This is a genomic window from Alitiscatomonas aceti (genome assembly GCF_025567195.1).
GTDB lineage: Bacteria > Bacillota > Clostridia > Lachnospirales > Lachnospiraceae > Alitiscatomonas > Alitiscatomonas aceti.
On sequence record NZ_JAOQJF010000003.1, the window covers coordinates 44,047 to 58,356 of the forward strand.

The window sequence follows — 14,310 nt, forward strand, 5'->3', positions numbered from 1 at the left end:
GTTATGGGAATAGGTGTAAAGATCAGGGCCTGGGGAGACTATGCTCTGTTTTCCAGACCGGAATTTAAAGTGGAACGATGTTCCTACGATGTCATGACGCCTTCCGCAGCCAGAGGGATCCTGGATGCAATTTATTGGCACCCGGGGATGCGGTGGGTGATCGATAAGATCCATGTGGTAAAGCCCATCCGTTTTACCAGTGTGCGGAGGAATGAGGTAAAAAGCAAGATCGCAGCCGGAAGTGTCCTTCAGGCATATAATGGCCTGGATAAAGCGCTTTACATTAGTACAAAAGATGAGATCGTCCAGAGAGCCTCCAGGCTGCTGTGCGATGTGGAATATGTGATAGAGGCCCACTTCGATATGACAGAAAACGCCTCTGCTTCAGATAACCCAGGAAAATTTAAGGATATCATCATGCGGAGGCTGAGGAGGGGAGAGTGTTTTCACACACCATATTTTGGATGCAGGGAGTTTCCGGTCCGGTTTTCCATCTGCGAGGAGGAAGATATCGTAACAGCTTATGACTCAGTCGAGGAAAAGGATCTGGGCTTTATGCTGTACGATATGGATTACACGGACAGAGAAGATCTGGTTCCTATGTTTTTCCGGGCTGTGATGAAAAGAGGTGTGATCGATCTGCGGGATTGTGAGGTGATACGATGATCCTTGACGCTTTAGTGGGATTATATGAGAGGCTGGCAGAACGTGAAGAAGTGGCGGCGGAAGGCTGGTGTAAGGCAAAGGTCTCATATGCAGTCAATCTGTCAGAGGAAGGCAGGATAACTGGGATCCTTCCCATGAAAACGGAAGCAGACCGCGGAAAAAAGAAGGTATGGGTTCCTGTATCTTTAATGGTTCCGGAAATGGTGACCCGCTCTTCTGGAGTGGCAGCCAATTTTCTATGTGACAATTCAAAGTATATCCTGGGGATCGATGCGAATGGGACAAGTCCCCGGGTCCTGGAGTGCTTTCAGGCATCAAGGGAACGGCATTTGAAGCTTCTGAACGGGATCGGGGGCAGAATGGCCCATGCCATCTGTTTGTTTTTTGAGACCTGGGATCCGGAGGACGCGGAACAGGATCCTGTAATAAGGGAAAAATGGCAGGAGGTCACAGATGGAGGGAATCTGATCTTTGTCATGGGAATGGACTATGCCCAGGAGGATCCATGGATCAGAGAGGCCTGGGAAAAGAGCCTGGAGAGAATGGGAACGGGAACGCAGGGAGTCTGCCTGGTCACCGGGGAACGGACCGAGATCGCCAGGATCCACCGGGGGATCAAAGGGGTGCCTGGAGCCCAGTCCAGCGGGGCAGCGCTGGTGTCCTTTAACGCACCCTCCTTTGAATCCTATGGAAAAGAACAGAGCTACAATGCTCCGGTGGGAAAATATGCGGAATTCGCCTATACGACAGCCCTCAATTATCTGTTGGACCAAAGAGAACATGCGATCCGTCTTGGGGATTCCATGATCGTGTTCTGGGCGGAGAGCGGAGAGGAGGAGTATCAGGATTTCTTTTTTATGTCAGCAGATCCGAAAACAGACAACCAGGAAGTTTTGAAGGACATATTTACAAAGCTAAAACTGGGACAGCCCATGGATCTTAACGGGGTGCAGTTGGACCTGGAACAGAGATTCTATATTCTGGGACTGTCTCCCAATGCGGCGAGGCTGTCTGTCCGTTTCTTTTATGAGAAATCATTTGGGAACATCCTGACGCGTCTGGCAGAGCATTATGAACGGATGGAGGTCATAAGGCCGTCGTGGGAAAAGCGTGAATACCTCGGCATAAGGGATATGCTGGATCAGACGGTAAATCCAAATGCAAAGGACCGGACGCCGGTTCCTGGGATGGCATCCCTGGTGCTCCAGGCAGTCCTTTCTGGAGGACGATATCCAGCCGGCCTCTATGAGAATGTACTGATCCGGATCCGGGCCGAGCAGGGGAACGTTACGTGGGGACGGGCTGAGATCATTAAGGCATATTTAATACAAAATTATCATTGGAAAGAAGGGGAAAATTTTATGGCTCTGAATACAGAAAGCTGTGATACGGCTTATGTTCTTGGGAGACTGTTTGCAGTTCTGGAATCCATCCAGATGGATACAAACCCGGGGATCCGTTCAACGATCCGTGACAGGTATTTTAATTCGGCCAGTACGGCGCCAGCTTCCGTATTTCCGATTTTAAACCGGTTGAAGAACAGTCATCTGAAGAAGCTGGAGCGGGAGAAAGGGAGTTCAAAGATTTTTTACGAAAGGCTCTTAACAGAGCTTATGGGGAAGCTGGAGCATTTTCCACTGCGTCTGTCCCTGGAGGAGCAGGGAGAATTCGCATTGGGGTATTATCATCAGATGCAGAAACGGTATGAGAAGAAGGAGGAGAAATAAATGAACGAGGCGATTAAAAACAGATATGAATTTGTGATCCTGTTTGATGTGGAAAACGGAAATCCCAATGGGGATCCAGATGCCGGAAATATGCCCAGGATCGATCCGGAAAGCGGTCTGGGACTGGTGACAGACGTATGTTTAAAACGGAAGATCCGGAATTATATAGAGACAGTAAAGGAAGATGCAGAGGGGTATAAGATCTATATTAAAGAGGATGTACCGTTAAACCGGAGCGACAGGGAAGCGTGCGAGGCTTTGGGTGTTATGGATACGGAGGATAAAAAGCTGACCGAATCGCTGAAAAAACTGAAAAAAGGCGACCCGGATGCGGATCTGAAGCTTAAAGATTATATGTGCAGAAATTTTTATGATATACGTACATTCGGTGCAGTTATGACCACATTTGTAAAGGCGTCCTTGAATTGCGGCCAGGTTCGCGGCCCTGTCCAGATCGGGTTTGCCAGGAGTATTGATCCGATCCTCAGTCAGGAGGTGACGATCACGCGGGTTGCGATCACGACAGAAAAGGATGCAGAGAATAAGACCACAGAAATGGGAAGAAAGAGCATCGTTCCCTATGGCCTGTACCGGGCAGAGGGATATGTGTCTGCTAATCTGGCCCGTAAGGTGACAGGATTTACAGAGGACGATCTGGAGCTTTTGTGGGAAGCCATCCTTAATATGTTTGAACACGACCATTCTGCAGCCAGAGGAAAAATGGCAGTACGGGAGCTGATCGTATTTAAGCACAGCAAGGAACTGGGAGATTGTCCGGCATATAAGCTGTTTGATTCAGTCAGGGTAGAAAAAAAGGAAGGCGTACTTTACCCGAGAAAATATCAGGATTATACGGTTACGATCGATGAAGCGTGCGTTCCGGATTCAGTGGAAATGAAAAGGATGGTTTAATGGCATATCCAGAAGAAGAATATCTGATGATCTCAGGGATCCAGCATTTTAAATTCTGCAGAAGACAGTGGGCGTTGATCCATGTGGAGCAGCAATGGGAGGAAAATGTCCATACGGTGATTGGGGAGCTGATGCATAAACGGGCCCACGATCCATATCTGACAGAAAAAAGAGCCGGGGTCCTGGTGGTCAGAGCCCTTCCTGTGGCCTCGCGGGAAATGGGAGTGAGCGGGGAATGCGATCTGGTAGAGTTTCATAAATGCGAGGATGGCATTTCCCTCCATGGCCACAGAGGGCAGTATTCTGTCTATCCGGTGGAATATAAAAAAGGAAAACCAAAGCTGACGGAAGAGGACAGGCTGCAGCTGGCAGCCCAGGCCATGTGCCTGGAAGAGATGTTTTCCACAGAGATTCCCGAAGGTGCTGTTTTTTATGGAGAGACAAGGAGAAGGGAGACGGTTGTGTTCACAGAAGAGCTGCGGCAGGAGGTGCGGTCCTGTTTCTCAGAAATGCACGAATATTACCGGAGGGGGTACACGCCAAAGGTTAAGCGCAGAAAGGCCTGCAGTTCCTGCTCTCTAAAGGAAATATGCCTGCCGGGGCTTTCAAAAACGGAATCCGTGAAAACGTATCTCAGCCATATTCTGGAGGAGGATCAGGAATGAAAAAACTGCTGAACACGCTTTATGTTACTTCAGAAAACAGTTATCTGGGACTGGATGGAGAGAACGTAGTGGTTTATGAGGAAAAGGAGGAGATTGGACGGCTGCCGCTTCATAACCTGGAGGGAATCGTATCGTTTGGATATCGGGGAGTAAGCCCTGCCTTGATGGGAGGATGTGCGGAAAGGAATGTTTCCCTATGTTTTCTCTCTCCTCAAGGGAAATTTCTGGCGAGGGTGACAGGAAAGGTAAAAGGAAATGTGATCCTCAGACAGAGACAGTATGACAGCAGCCGAGATGAGGGGGAGAGCCTGGAACTTGCAAAAACGTGTATTCTGGGGAAGATATATAACGCCAGATGGATATTGGAGCGGGCAATTCGGGATCATGGGATGCAGATAGGTGAAGAACGAGTCAAGGAAGCCAGTCAATATTTAAAAAACTCTATGGAACTGGTGCGCGGGAGCGTGTCGAAGGATCAGCTGCGTGGATATGAAGGAGAGGCGGCCAGTGTTTATTTTGGCGTTTTTGATCAGCTTATTTTACAGCAGAAGAAAGATTTTTTATTTCAAGGGAGGAGCAGACGGCCTCCTCTGGATCCTGTGAACGCTCTGTTGTCTTTTGTATACACGTTATTGACCAATACAGTTACCGCTGCACTGGAAACGGTGGGACTGGATCCATACGTAGGATATCTTCATACCGACCGGCCTGGCAGGGCATCGCTCGCGCTTGATCTGATCGAAGAACTGCGGCCTGTTCTGGCAGACCGATTTGTCCTGTCACTGATCAATAAAAGGATCGTCAGTGGTAAGAATTTTACCAGAAAGGAAAATGGAGCTGTTCTGATGGATGCAGAACTGAGAAAAAAGGTTCTGACAGAGTGGCAGAATAAAAAGAAAGAGACTCTCACCCATCCATATTTAAAGGAAAAGGTGGAATGGGGGATGGTACCCTATGTACAGGCCATGCTCCTTGCAAGATATCTTCGTGGAGATCTGGATGGATATCCTGTGTTTTTATGGAAATGAGGTGGAACGATGCTGGTATTGATCACTTATGACGTAAATACAGAAACGACGGCGGGAAAAGCAAGACTCCGTAAAGTGGCAAAGCAGTGTGTAAATTATGGAAGAAGAGTTCAGAATTCAGTGTTTGAATGTCTTTTAGACCAGGCACAGTGCATAGCGCTGAAGGCAAAGCTGACAGAACTTATCGACGAAGAGGTGGACAGCCTGCGGTTTTATTATCTGGGAAATAAGTATCAGACAAAGGTAGACCATGTTGGCGTGGATCATGGGCTTGCGGCAGATCAGGTATTGATCTTATAGCAGGTCTGTGGAGCAGACATTATAGAATGCCGAATATTGTTTTGGTGCGAAATGGAAGCAGACAGGAAATCTCTGGGCGATTCGCACCAGAAAAAATGTACAAAAAATGATTAAAAGTCGGAAGCGGGCTGTGTGTGGAAATATGATATGGGGAAAGGATTGGTAAAAATGAAATAAAACAGATATGGAATTTTGTGTAAAATTGCGGTCGCTCCCCTTGTGGGAGCGTGGATTGAAATCCTGTGTTCAGACCCTTTTCCGCGATTTTATCCGTCGCTCCCCTTGTGGGAGCGTGGATTGAAATATGAAGGCGTAAAATCCCTCATACCGCCTGTCTGTGTCGCTCCCCTTGTGGGAGCGTGGATTGAAATGATATCACATACGGGTATATCACGCTTGATTCCGTGTCGCTCCCCTTGTGGGAGCGTGGATTGAAATACACCATCCCCAGATCCGAACGAATGGCGGCAGTTGGTCGCTCCCCTTGTGGGAGCGTGGATTGAAATTCTTTGACAATGTTTTGCTATGTAAACAACCGCACGTCGCTCCCCTTGTGGGAGCGTGGATTGAAATCATGAGCCGGATCAACGCTGGGGACTGTGTCAGCGTCGCTCCCCTTGTGGGAGCGTGGATTGAAATCTTATATGCCCGCGGAGTTCTGGCGGGGTCAATAACAGTCGCTCCCCTTGTGGGAGCGTGGATTGAAATGCTTGATACCAGAATGGCTGCTGGAAGGGAGTTAATGTCGCTCCCCTTGTGGGAGCGTGGATTGAAATTTCGATTCCAGAGAACTCGTCCAATTCCTCCAGCCGTCGCTCCCCTTGTGGGAGCGTGGATTGAAATTTAAATACGCAGAAAGCCTAAGAAATCAAGCAAAGGTCGCTCCCCTTGTGGGAGCGTGGATTGAAATCTCCAGAGTGGCGTAGATATTGGCAAAATCCCGGAGTCGCTCCCCTTGTGGGAGCGTGGATTGAAATTCCATGTCCCCTCCTTATAATGCCATCGCGGCGTCGCTCCCCTTGTGGGAGCGTGGATTGAAATATGATCTGCCCCCGGTCTGTCTCCAAATGCACCGTCGCTCCCCTTGTGGGAGCGTGGATTGAAATCCCAAGGTGTCCAGGAACTCCTGTATGCTCATTTGTCGCTCCCCTTGTGGGAGCGTGGATTGAAATCAGCTTGTCCCGGACATCCTTAATAAACTGGACTGTCGCTCCCCTTGTGGGAGCGTGGATTGAAATATGAAGGCGTAAAATCCTTCATATCGCCGATCCGGTCGCTCCCCTTGTGGGAGCGTGGATTGAAATCCCAGAAAGTAGTTCGCCGTCAGTATCTAGGGATGGTCGCTCCCCTTGTGGGAGCGTGGATTGAAATCCCATGCAATCTGCTCAAATACGGATTCGCGGAGGTCGCTCCCCTTGTGGGAGCGTGGATTGAAATCTTATATGCCCGCGGAGTTCTGGCGGGGTCAATAACAGTCGCTCCCCTTGTGGGAGCGTGGATTGAAATGCCGTCAGTATCTAGGGATGTACTGGCGGCTATCGTCGCTCCCCTTGTGGGAGCGTGGATTGAAATAATCCTAATCCCAGCGCCCGCCGTGTAGGCGATTGCGTCGCTCCCCTTGTGGGAGCGTGGATTGAAATCCACATTTTAAATACTCATCCGCAAACGCCTTTTGCTGTCGCTCCCCTTGTGGGAGCGTGGATTGAAATTGTACTGCGTAAGCATACCACTGCTGTTTATCAGGTCGCTCCCCTTGTGGGAGCGTGGATTGAAATTTACATCTCCACCCGTGTTAATGTCTATAACCAGTCGCTCCCCTTGTGGGAGCGTGGATTGAAATCGCGTATATCGGCATCCCCAGCGATGAGAACAGGGTCGCTCCCCTTGTGGGAGCGTGGATTGAAATAGCTCCTGGATTTTATGGTCAATTAAAATTTTTGCCGTCGCTCCCCTTGTGGGAGCGTGGATTGAAATAAACGCACGCTTTAAGGTGCTGAACCGGATCCCGGTCGCTCCCCTTGTGGGAGCGTGGATTGAAATTGGAGATCCAGGTGCGAAGGATCCAGCGGGAAAAGTCGCTCCCCTTGTGGGAGCGTGGATTGAAATTGAATCCATCAGAAGGACGCTTGTGTTTGGAGCCGTCGCTCCCCTTGTGGGAGCGTGGATTGAAATATTTATCTTCTACTCCTTTATCTGCTCCCATATAGTCGCTCCCCTTGTGGGAGCGTGGATTGAAATCATGGTCCGGGCGGTGACCTGGCTCTTTGCCTGTCTGTCGCTCCCCTTGTGGGAGCGTGGATTGAAATTCCATAAGGAACCTCCAAAATAAAAAGAGGCAGACCGTCGCTCCCCTTGTGGGAGCGTGGATTGAAATCCACATCTGCACTGGTGCATACCATGCAAACATCGTCGCTCCCCTTGTGGGAGCGTGGATTGAAATACGAAGCCGACAACCCCGGTGATGTTCCGGTGCATCGTCGCTCCCCTTGTGGGAGCGTGGATTGAAATGCCATAGTGGGGACGTGGATCAAGTTGTAAAGCGTCGCTCCCCTTGTGGGAGCGTGGATTGAAATTCAAATAAGATGTTTAAAGCAAACGCTTCAAAAAGTCGCTCCCCTTGTGGGAGCGTGGATTGAAATGCCTATTGTTACAGCAGTAAGCGATGAGCCATCTTCGTCGCTCCCCTCGTGGGAGCGTGGATTGAAATAGAGCAATCCGTCTCGCAGGGGGTTGTCACCTTGCATCGCTCCCCTCGTGGGAGCGTGAATTGAAATAGCATAGGCGGTCTTCAGGTCATGAATGAAGCGTCGATTTATGGCATTAGGGTTGCTACAAAAAATCTTGATGTACTGGGACAGGTTTATCTGAGCCGTGCGGGAATAAAAGAGGATATTGGCCATGGAATAGGCCGAATGGAAGCAATTACATCTGGCGCAGTACCAGCAGTCATAGATCATGGAAAGGTGTTGGATTACCAAAAGGATCGCAAAGGCCGCGGATGGGATGGTGCTGTTATCGGAGAAAATACGCATTGAAAAAGGGGAATTTTCGGGAGATTATTTTGTCGTTTTTGCGGTGAAGGTCGCAAAAGATAACCGTTTGTATTTACATGAGATTTATCAGAAAAAACGGAGGTAATACGCCGATCAAGACCAGGGCCATCCCGAAAAACGGTTCCCCCAGCGACGCTCTTGCCTCCTCTATATACAGTATATTTAAAAAATTAGAGGATGTCAATGCGGAATTTGGAGAATCAAATGAAGCCAGAAGCGAAAACCAGGAAAAAACAGAAAATGCAGATATGAAACCAGGTGCATCCGAAAGAAAGGAAGTTGCCTCTGTTCCGGTGGGACAATATTCACTTCCAGCTGGAGGGTGTGGACCAGGAACAGTATGACAGTCGTTCCCTTCGCGCAAAAATAGATTAAAACGTATTGAGGAGGAATTTTTATGTGGACATGTCCCAAATGCGGCCGTACATTTGCTCGTAACGGCCAGGATCATTATTGCGGGAAGCCGCCGGAAACCATTGACGAATATATTTTAAACCAGCCGGAAAAGGCACAGCCGCTTTTAAAAGAGATTAACGAGACGATCCGGGCAGCGATCCCGGATACCATGGAAAAAATATCCTGGAGTATGCCCACATATTGGAAAAAGCGCAATCTGATCCAGTTTGCAGCGTTTAAAAATCATGTGGGACTGTATCCGGGACCGGAAGCTGTGGAGAAATTTGCAGACCGTCTGACCGGGTACCAGACCCAGAAGGGGACGATCCGGCTGCCTTATGACCAGCCCCTGGACTGGGAGCTGGTGGCAGAGATTGCGGTATGGTGTGAAAAGGAGAATGGGAAATGACCAGTGAAAACGTATATAACATGAAATTCGGGAAAATTTATCCTTTACTGGTAAATAAGGCAATGAAAAAGGGACGCACCCAGGGGGAAGTGGACCAGATCATCACCTGGCTGACCGGTTATACACGGACAGAGCTTGAAGCGGCCTTGGATTCGGAGCTTTCTTATGGCGATTTCTTCCGGAACGCTCCGGCCCCCAATCCGGCCAGAAATGAGATCAAGGGCGTTGTCTGTGGTGTACGGGTGGAGGAGATCGAAGAGCCGCTGATGCGGGAGATCCGTTATCTGGATAAGCTGGTGGATGAGCTGGCCAGGGGGAAAGCCATGGAAAAGATCTTGAGAAAGCTGCCAGAGGCAGAGCCAGCAGACAGCCAGCGGCTTTTGTTTTTTGAACCCCATCCGGATGCGCTCCCCATTTACGAGGTCCTAGAGCAGAAAATATTAAAGGATATCCCAGGTGTCCGGGTCAAATTCCAGAAAACTCAGATTTCCTTTTATAATAAACACATGTTTGCCTGTGCTTCGTTTATGCGGGTCAGAAAGAAAAAGGACTGTCCGGAGCCGTTTCTGGTGGTAACGTTCAGCCTGCCTCACCAGGTCGTTTCCCCCAGGATTGATGTGGCCACAGAGCCGTATCCAGGCCGTTGGACCCATCATGTTCTTACCGCCAGTAAGGAGGAGATCGACGATGAGCTGATGGAGTGGATCCGGGAGGCAGCGGCTTTTTCAGATCGGAAGTAGCAGTCATAAAAGCGTTTTGACAGGAAGAGATCTGTCAGAGCGCTTTTTGGGTTTTAGGATCCATGGGCGGGGCATGGAAGGATCTCTTTATAAAAATCTTGACACCAGTCTGATTTCGGACTATAATCCAGAGTACGAAATCGGACTGAAAGGAGAAGACGACATATGAAACCATGTGTATCAGAGCAGCTTCAGTACTATAATCTGCTGACCTCTGAGATCGACGAGGCATATCACAATGCGTCATTGAAGCTGGGGCTTTCAGACAGCGCCATGATGATCCTTTATGCGCTTTGCTCCAGGGAGAATCCATGCCCTCTTTTGGAGATCGCGAAGCTGACGGGGATCAGCAGGCAGACCATCCACTCGGCTATTAAAAAGCTGGAGGCCCAGGGGATCTTGACCCTGGAAAGCCCCGGGGGCAGGAGAAAGCTGGTCCGCCTGACAGAGGAGGGAATGGAGCTGGCAGAAAAGACGGCCGGCCGTCTTATAAAGATCGAAAATGAGATCTTTGATTCCTGGACCGGAGAAGAACTGGAGCAGTATATCCGGCTCACAGGAAGATACCTGGAGCAGTTCCGGGAAAAGACCGGGAGGCTTGGCGTATGAAGATCCAGTTATCAGACCATTTCAGCTTAGGACGGCTCATGCGCTTTACGATCCCATCCATTATCATGATGGTGTTCACGTCGGTTTATGGCGTGGTGGACGGTTTTTTTGTTTCTAACCTGGTAGGGAAAACGCCCTTTGCGGCGGTGAACTTTATATGGCCGTTTTTAATGATCCTGGGAGCCGTGGGCTTTATGTTCGGAGCCGGAGGCGGGGCGCTGATCGCCAAGACCCTGGGAGAGGGAAAGCATGAAAAGGCCCAGCGCCTCTTTTCTATGTTTGTTTATGTAACAGCCGGCTGCGGCATCGGGATCGGTATCCTGGGGATGCTTCTGATCCGGCCTGTGGCCAGGCTTCTGGGTGCAGAGGGGATCATGCTGGAAAACTGTGTGATCTATGGACGGATCATATTGTCGGCCCTTCCCCTGTTCATGCTCCAGTATGAGTTCCAGACCTTTTTTATCACAGCCCAGAAGCCAAGGCTGGGACTGGCAGTGACGGTGGTTTCCGGCATTGCAAACATGGTCATGGACTACCTGTTTATGGCCGTGTTCCGGTGGGGCTCCCGGGAGCAGCCATGGCCACGGCCTTAAGCCAGTCTCTGGGCGGCCTGATCCCCCTGGTCTACTTTTCCCGGCCCAACGGCAGCCTGTTCCGGCTGGGAAAGGCATCCCTGGATAAAAGGGCTCTGGCCAAAGCCTGCATCAACGGCTCCTCAGAGCTCATGAGCAATATCTCCATGTCCCTGGTGGGGATGCTCTATAATCTCCAGCTTTTAAAGTATGCCGGTGAGGACGGTGTCGCTGCCTATGGGGTCCTGATGTATGTGAACATGGTCTTTCTGTCCATATTCATCGGATATTCCACTGGAGTGGCTCCAGTGGTGGGCTTCCATTTCGGGGCCGGAAACCGTCTGGAGCTTCACAGCCTGTTAAAGAAAAGCTCTGCGGTGATCTTAGTTTCCTCCGCGGCCATGTTCGGGGCGGCGGAGCTTCTTGGAAGGCCGCTGGCAAAGCTTTTTGTGGGATACGACCCAGGGCTCATGGAGCTGACGGCCAGGGGCTTTCTGATCTACTCATTTTCATTCCTGTTTTCCGGGATCGCCATTTTCGGCTCTGCTTTCTTTACGGCCTTAAACGATGGGCTTACTTCGGCGGCCATCGCTTTTTTGAGGAGCCTGGTGTTTGAGATCACGGCAGTCCTGGTGTTTCCGCTGATCTGGGGCGTGGACGGCATCTGGGGCTCCATTGTGGGAGCCGAACTGGTGGCGGCGGCCGTGACCCTGGTCTTTTTGGCGGCAAAAAGGAAACGGTATCAGTATTAAAAAAGATAAAGGAGGCTGCGGGATGAAGATTCCAGAGGGAATTTACAGGCTGGAGGATCCGGGCATGGCTGCTTTTCTGTTTTCCGGCCGCAGGGAAGTGATGGCCGATGCCTGTCTCCAGGGAATGATGGGATGCGTTTATGGGACCGCAGGCGGCATGGATTCGGCAGCAGCGGTCCTGGGTGACTTCTGCTTTCTGGCGGGAAAACCAGAAGAACGTCTCATAGCCTGGGATTACGGGCGGCAGTACTTGCTCCTGGCGCCGCCGGATGCAGCCTGGCGGGAGCTTATAAAAAAGGTCCTGGGAGACCGGGCCAGGGAGCATACCCGGTATGCCATAAAAAAAGAGGGGGACTGCTTCGACCCTGGCAGGCTGCGGGCCCTGGCGGAGACCCTTCCTGCGGGGATCACCCTTTCCCGGATCCATGGGGAGTTATATGGAAAATGCCTTAAGGAGGAATGGAGCCGGGACCTGGTTTCCTGCTTCCCCTCCTGTGAGGCGTATGAAGCCATGGGACTGGGGGTGGCGGCCCTCCGGGGAAACGAGCTGCTGGCAGGAGCCTCCTCCTATGCCAGGAGCCGGGACGCCATTGAGATCGAGATCGATACCCGGGAGGATATGAGGAACCGGGGCCTGGCCTCTGCCTGCGGGGCGGCGCTGATCCTGGAATGCCTGGAGCGGGGGCTTTATCCGTCCTGGGATGCCCATACGGAGATCTCCGCAGCTCTGGCAGAGAAGCTTGGGTATCATGTAAGCCATCCCTATGTGGTCTATGAAGTGGAAGCAGACAAAGGGCCTGTGTAGTGGGAAAACGGATGCCATAGAAGCAGATATAAAGGAGAGGTTTTATGGAAAACGAAAGAAAAAAGCTGGCTCTGGAGATCATAGACCGGCTGAAAAAGGAATACCCGGAGGCGGGCTGTACCCTGGATTATAACGAGGCCTGGAAGCTTTTGGTCAGTGTCCGGCTGGCGGCCCAGTGCACCGATGCCCGGGTCAACGTGGTAGTGGAAAAGCTGTATGAGAAATTCCCCGATGTGGAGTCCCTGGCCCAGGCGGATCCAGATGCGATCGAGGCCATCGTAAAGCCCTGCGGACTGGGTCACAGCAAGACCAGGGACATCAGCGCCTGTATGAAGATCCTGTGGGACCAGTACGGAGGAAAGGTGCCCGACGATTTTGACGCCCTTTTAAAGCTGCCGGGGGTGGGGCGGAAGAGTGCAAATCTGATCATGGGGGATGTGTTCGGAAAACCGGCTATCGTCACGGATACCCACTGCATCCGTCTGGTGAACCGCATGGGCCTGGTGGACGGCGTAAAGGAACCGAAGAAGGTAGAGATGGAGCTGTGGAAGCTGATCCCCCCGGACGAGGGAAGCGATTTCTGCCACCGGCTGGTGTTTCATGGACGGGATGTGTGCACCGCCAGGACGAAGCCCCATTGTGAACGATGCTGCCTTTCTGATATCTGTAAAAAAGCCGGAGTATAAAAAGCGGCGGCCCTGGAACTGGATCGATCCGGGGCCGCCGTCTGCATCTTATTTTGTTTCGTTCTCAAATTTCTCCAGATATTTTTCCTGAAGGATCTTTACCAGCTCGGGAGCCTTTCCTCCGATGGGAGTACCGTTCATCTCGCAGGCCGGTGCACAGAACTTAGTAGAGCTGGAAACGATGACCTCGTCGGCGTCCATCAGCTCCTCCATGGTGAAGGGAGTCTCATCCACAGGGATCCCATTGTCCTTACAGATCTGTACCAGGTGCATCCTTGTGATGCCGGGAAGGATGTAGTGGTCGGTGGGATGGGTCTTGAAAACGCCGTCCTTGATGATGGAAACATTGCTGTGGGCACATTCCGTAACCACGTCTCCACGATGGAATACGCATTCTCCGCAGCCCATGGACTCTGCCTTTTCAGCAGCCATAACGTTGGGGAGCAGGTTCAGTGTCTTGATGTTGCAGTGAAGGAAGCGGGTGTCCTCCATATCGGTCAGCTTCAGACGCTTGCTGGAATCGCCGTGCTTTCCAGGTTTCATGAAGATCCACAGGTTCGCCTTTGTTCCGGCAGCCGGGAACTGGTGCTGGCGGATCCCTGTGCCGCGGGTCACCTGCCAGTAAATGAAGATCTCAGAGTCGTCCATTTTTGCCAGCATATCGTAAAGGATGGAGGTCAGCTCTTCCCGTGTGTAGGGAATTTCGATCTTAAGGAGTCCGGCGCTGTTGAAGAAACGGTCCAGGTGCTCCTTTAAAGCGAAGATCTTTCCGTTTTTTGCAAGAGTCGCCTCGTAAACGCCGTCGCCGAAGTAGCAGGCACGGTCATTCATGGGTACGGTCATTTCTTCCAGCGGTCCGTAATTGCCATTGTAGTAGCCTAGAGTTTTCATTATTTTACCCTCCCAAGGATTCTTGTGTGGTGATGCAGGCAAGTCTTTGTCTGCCAGTTACATCTATGGCTATCATAGCATGGTTTGTTCCCGTTGTAA

At 50.9% G+C, this 14,310-nt stretch carries 16 protein-coding genes, 1 pseudogene and 1 CRISPR repeat array; of the genes and pseudogenes, 16 read left to right on the forward strand and 1 reads right to left on the reverse strand.

The window, feature by feature from the left end:
• Positions 1-3: 3 nt before the first annotated feature.
• The 16 genes and pseudogenes from cas5c to OCV69_RS02030 all read left to right on the forward strand — a co-directional run bounded on the left by cas5c (position 4) and on the right by OCV69_RS02030 (position 13,320).
• Entirely contained in the window at positions 4-666 is a 663-nt protein-coding gene (gene cas5c / locus OCV69_RS01960; protein WP_158357202.1) for a type I-C CRISPR-associated protein Cas5c, read from the forward strand.
• The gene (cas8c, locus tag OCV69_RS01965) at positions 663-2,393 is read left to right on the forward strand and encodes a type I-C CRISPR-associated protein Cas8c/Csd1 (protein WP_158357204.1); all 1,731 of its coding nucleotides are present in this window, start codon (positions 663-665) and stop codon (positions 2,391-2,393) included. The genes cas5c and cas8c overlap by 4 nt, the downstream gene beginning before the upstream one ends.
• Complete coding sequence (gene cas7c, locus OCV69_RS01970; protein ID WP_158357206.1) at positions 2,394-3,305, forward strand: type I-C CRISPR-associated protein Cas7/Csd2; 912 nt, start codon at positions 2,394-2,396, stop codon at positions 3,303-3,305.
• Positions 3,305-3,970, forward strand: a complete 666-nt coding sequence (gene cas4 / locus OCV69_RS01975) for a CRISPR-associated protein Cas4 (RefSeq protein ID WP_158357208.1) — start codon at positions 3,305-3,307, stop codon at positions 3,968-3,970. The genes cas7c and cas4 overlap by 1 nt, the downstream gene beginning before the upstream one ends.
• Complete coding sequence (cas1c, locus tag OCV69_RS01980) at positions 3,967-4,998, forward strand: type I-C CRISPR-associated endonuclease Cas1c (RefSeq protein WP_158357210.1); 1,032 nt, start codon at positions 3,967-3,969, stop codon at positions 4,996-4,998. Before cas4 ends, cas1c begins: the two co-directional genes overlap by 4 nt.
• Before the next feature lie 9 nt (positions 4,999-5,007).
• Positions 5,008-5,298: a CRISPR-associated endonuclease Cas2 gene (gene cas2 / locus OCV69_RS01985; RefSeq protein WP_158357212.1), complete on the forward strand. Its 291-nt coding sequence runs from the start codon at positions 5,008-5,010 to the stop codon at positions 5,296-5,298.
• Positions 5,299-5,505: 207 nt separating this feature from the next.
• Positions 5,506-8,072: a CRISPR direct-repeat array (repeat unit 32 nt; unit sequence GTCGCTCCCCTTGTGGGAGCGTGGATTGAAAT).
• A 21-nt stretch (positions 8,073-8,093) separates the two neighbouring features.
• Entirely contained in the window at positions 8,094-8,333 is a 240-nt protein-coding gene (locus tag OCV69_RS01990) for a hypothetical protein (RefSeq protein ID WP_158357214.1), read from the forward strand.
• Positions 8,334-8,407: 74 nt separating this feature from the next.
• Positions 8,408-8,695, forward strand: coding sequence for a hypothetical protein (locus OCV69_RS01995; protein WP_158357216.1), 288 nt, complete (start codon positions 8,408-8,410; stop codon positions 8,693-8,695).
• Positions 8,696-8,748: 53 nt separating this feature from the next.
• Positions 8,749-9,156, forward strand: a complete 408-nt coding sequence (locus OCV69_RS02000) for an iron chaperone (RefSeq protein WP_158357218.1) — start codon at positions 8,749-8,751, stop codon at positions 9,154-9,156.
• Positions 9,153-9,500: pseudogene (locus OCV69_RS16935) on the forward strand (DUF2200 domain-containing protein); the annotation flags it as partial. The gene OCV69_RS02000 and the pseudogene OCV69_RS16935, both read left to right, overlap by 4 nt.
• Positions 9,480-9,896 (forward strand): DUF5655 domain-containing protein, encoded by a 417-nt coding sequence (locus OCV69_RS16940; RefSeq protein WP_158357402.1) that lies wholly within the window; start codon positions 9,480-9,482, stop codon positions 9,894-9,896. The pseudogene OCV69_RS16935 and the gene OCV69_RS16940, both read left to right, overlap by 21 nt.
• 165 nt (positions 9,897-10,061) lie before the next feature.
• Complete coding sequence (locus OCV69_RS02015) at positions 10,062-10,505, forward strand: MarR family winged helix-turn-helix transcriptional regulator (RefSeq protein WP_158357220.1); 444 nt, start codon at positions 10,062-10,064, stop codon at positions 10,503-10,505.
• On the forward strand, positions 10,502-11,098 hold the full coding sequence (locus OCV69_RS16795) for an MATE family efflux transporter (protein WP_331485612.1): 597 nt from the start codon (positions 10,502-10,504) through the stop codon (positions 11,096-11,098). The genes OCV69_RS02015 and OCV69_RS16795 overlap by 4 nt, the downstream gene beginning before the upstream one ends.
• Positions 11,083-11,829 (forward strand): MATE family efflux transporter, encoded by a 747-nt coding sequence (locus OCV69_RS16800; protein ID WP_331485613.1) that lies wholly within the window; start codon positions 11,083-11,085, stop codon positions 11,827-11,829. Before OCV69_RS16795 ends, OCV69_RS16800 begins: the two co-directional genes overlap by 16 nt.
• A gap of 22 nt (positions 11,830-11,851) precedes the next feature.
• Positions 11,852-12,634 (forward strand): GNAT family N-acetyltransferase, encoded by a 783-nt coding sequence (locus tag OCV69_RS02025; RefSeq protein ID WP_262562934.1) that lies wholly within the window; start codon positions 11,852-11,854, stop codon positions 12,632-12,634.
• Between the two features lie 44 nt (positions 12,635-12,678).
• The gene (locus OCV69_RS02030; RefSeq protein WP_158357221.1) at positions 12,679-13,320 is read left to right on the forward strand and encodes an endonuclease III domain-containing protein; all 642 of its coding nucleotides are present in this window, start codon (positions 12,679-12,681) and stop codon (positions 13,318-13,320) included.
• 48 nt (positions 13,321-13,368) lie between these two features.
• On the opposite strand, the gene OCV69_RS02035 is transcribed toward OCV69_RS02030, so the two are convergent.
• Positions 13,369-14,211, reverse strand: coding sequence for a D-amino acid aminotransferase (locus OCV69_RS02035; RefSeq protein ID WP_022273591.1), 843 nt, complete (start codon positions 14,209-14,211; stop codon positions 13,369-13,371).
• Between the last annotated feature and the right edge of the window lie 99 nt (positions 14,212-14,310).

What these genes read in the sequence shown, in the direction of transcription:
- cas8c (WP_158357204.1), top strand. Translation starts at nt 663, where the DNA reads ATGATCCTTGACGCTTTAGTGGGATTATATGAGAGGCTGGCAGAACGT.
- cas2 (WP_158357212.1), top strand. Translation starts at nt 5,008, where the DNA reads ATGCTGGTATTGATCACTTATGACGTAAATACAGAAACGACGGCGGGA.
- cas7c (WP_158357206.1), top strand. Translation starts at nt 2,394, where the DNA reads ATGAACGAGGCGATTAAAAACAGATATGAATTTGTGATCCTGTTTGAT.
- OCV69_RS02025 (WP_262562934.1), top strand. Translation starts at nt 11,852, where the DNA reads ATGAAGATTCCAGAGGGAATTTACAGGCTGGAGGATCCGGGCATGGCT.
- OCV69_RS01990 (WP_158357214.1), top strand. Translation starts at nt 8,094, where the DNA reads ATGAATGAAGCGTCGATTTATGGCATTAGGGTTGCTACAAAAAATCTT.
- OCV69_RS16940 (WP_158357402.1), top strand. Translation starts at nt 9,480, where the DNA reads ATGGAAAAGATCTTGAGAAAGCTGCCAGAGGCAGAGCCAGCAGACAGC.
- OCV69_RS02035 (WP_022273591.1), bottom strand. Translation starts at nt 14,211, where the DNA reads ATGAAAACTCTAGGCTACTACAATGGCAATTACGGACCGCTGGAAGAA.
- OCV69_RS02015 (WP_158357220.1), top strand. Translation starts at nt 10,062, where the DNA reads ATGAAACCATGTGTATCAGAGCAGCTTCAGTACTATAATCTGCTGACC.
- cas4 (WP_158357208.1), top strand. Translation starts at nt 3,305, where the DNA reads ATGGCATATCCAGAAGAAGAATATCTGATGATCTCAGGGATCCAGCAT.
- OCV69_RS02000 (WP_158357218.1), top strand. Translation starts at nt 8,749, where the DNA reads ATGTGGACATGTCCCAAATGCGGCCGTACATTTGCTCGTAACGGCCAG.
- OCV69_RS01995 (WP_158357216.1), top strand. Translation starts at nt 8,408, where the DNA reads ATGAGATTTATCAGAAAAAACGGAGGTAATACGCCGATCAAGACCAGG.
- cas5c (WP_158357202.1), top strand. Translation starts at nt 4, where the DNA reads ATGGGAATAGGTGTAAAGATCAGGGCCTGGGGAGACTATGCTCTGTTT.
- OCV69_RS02030 (WP_158357221.1), top strand. Translation starts at nt 12,679, where the DNA reads ATGGAAAACGAAAGAAAAAAGCTGGCTCTGGAGATCATAGACCGGCTG.
- cas1c (WP_158357210.1), top strand. Translation starts at nt 3,967, where the DNA reads ATGAAAAAACTGCTGAACACGCTTTATGTTACTTCAGAAAACAGTTAT.
- OCV69_RS16800 (WP_331485613.1), top strand. Translation starts at nt 11,083, where the DNA reads ATGGCCACGGCCTTAAGCCAGTCTCTGGGCGGCCTGATCCCCCTGGTC.
- OCV69_RS16795 (WP_331485612.1), top strand. Translation starts at nt 10,502, where the DNA reads ATGAAGATCCAGTTATCAGACCATTTCAGCTTAGGACGGCTCATGCGC.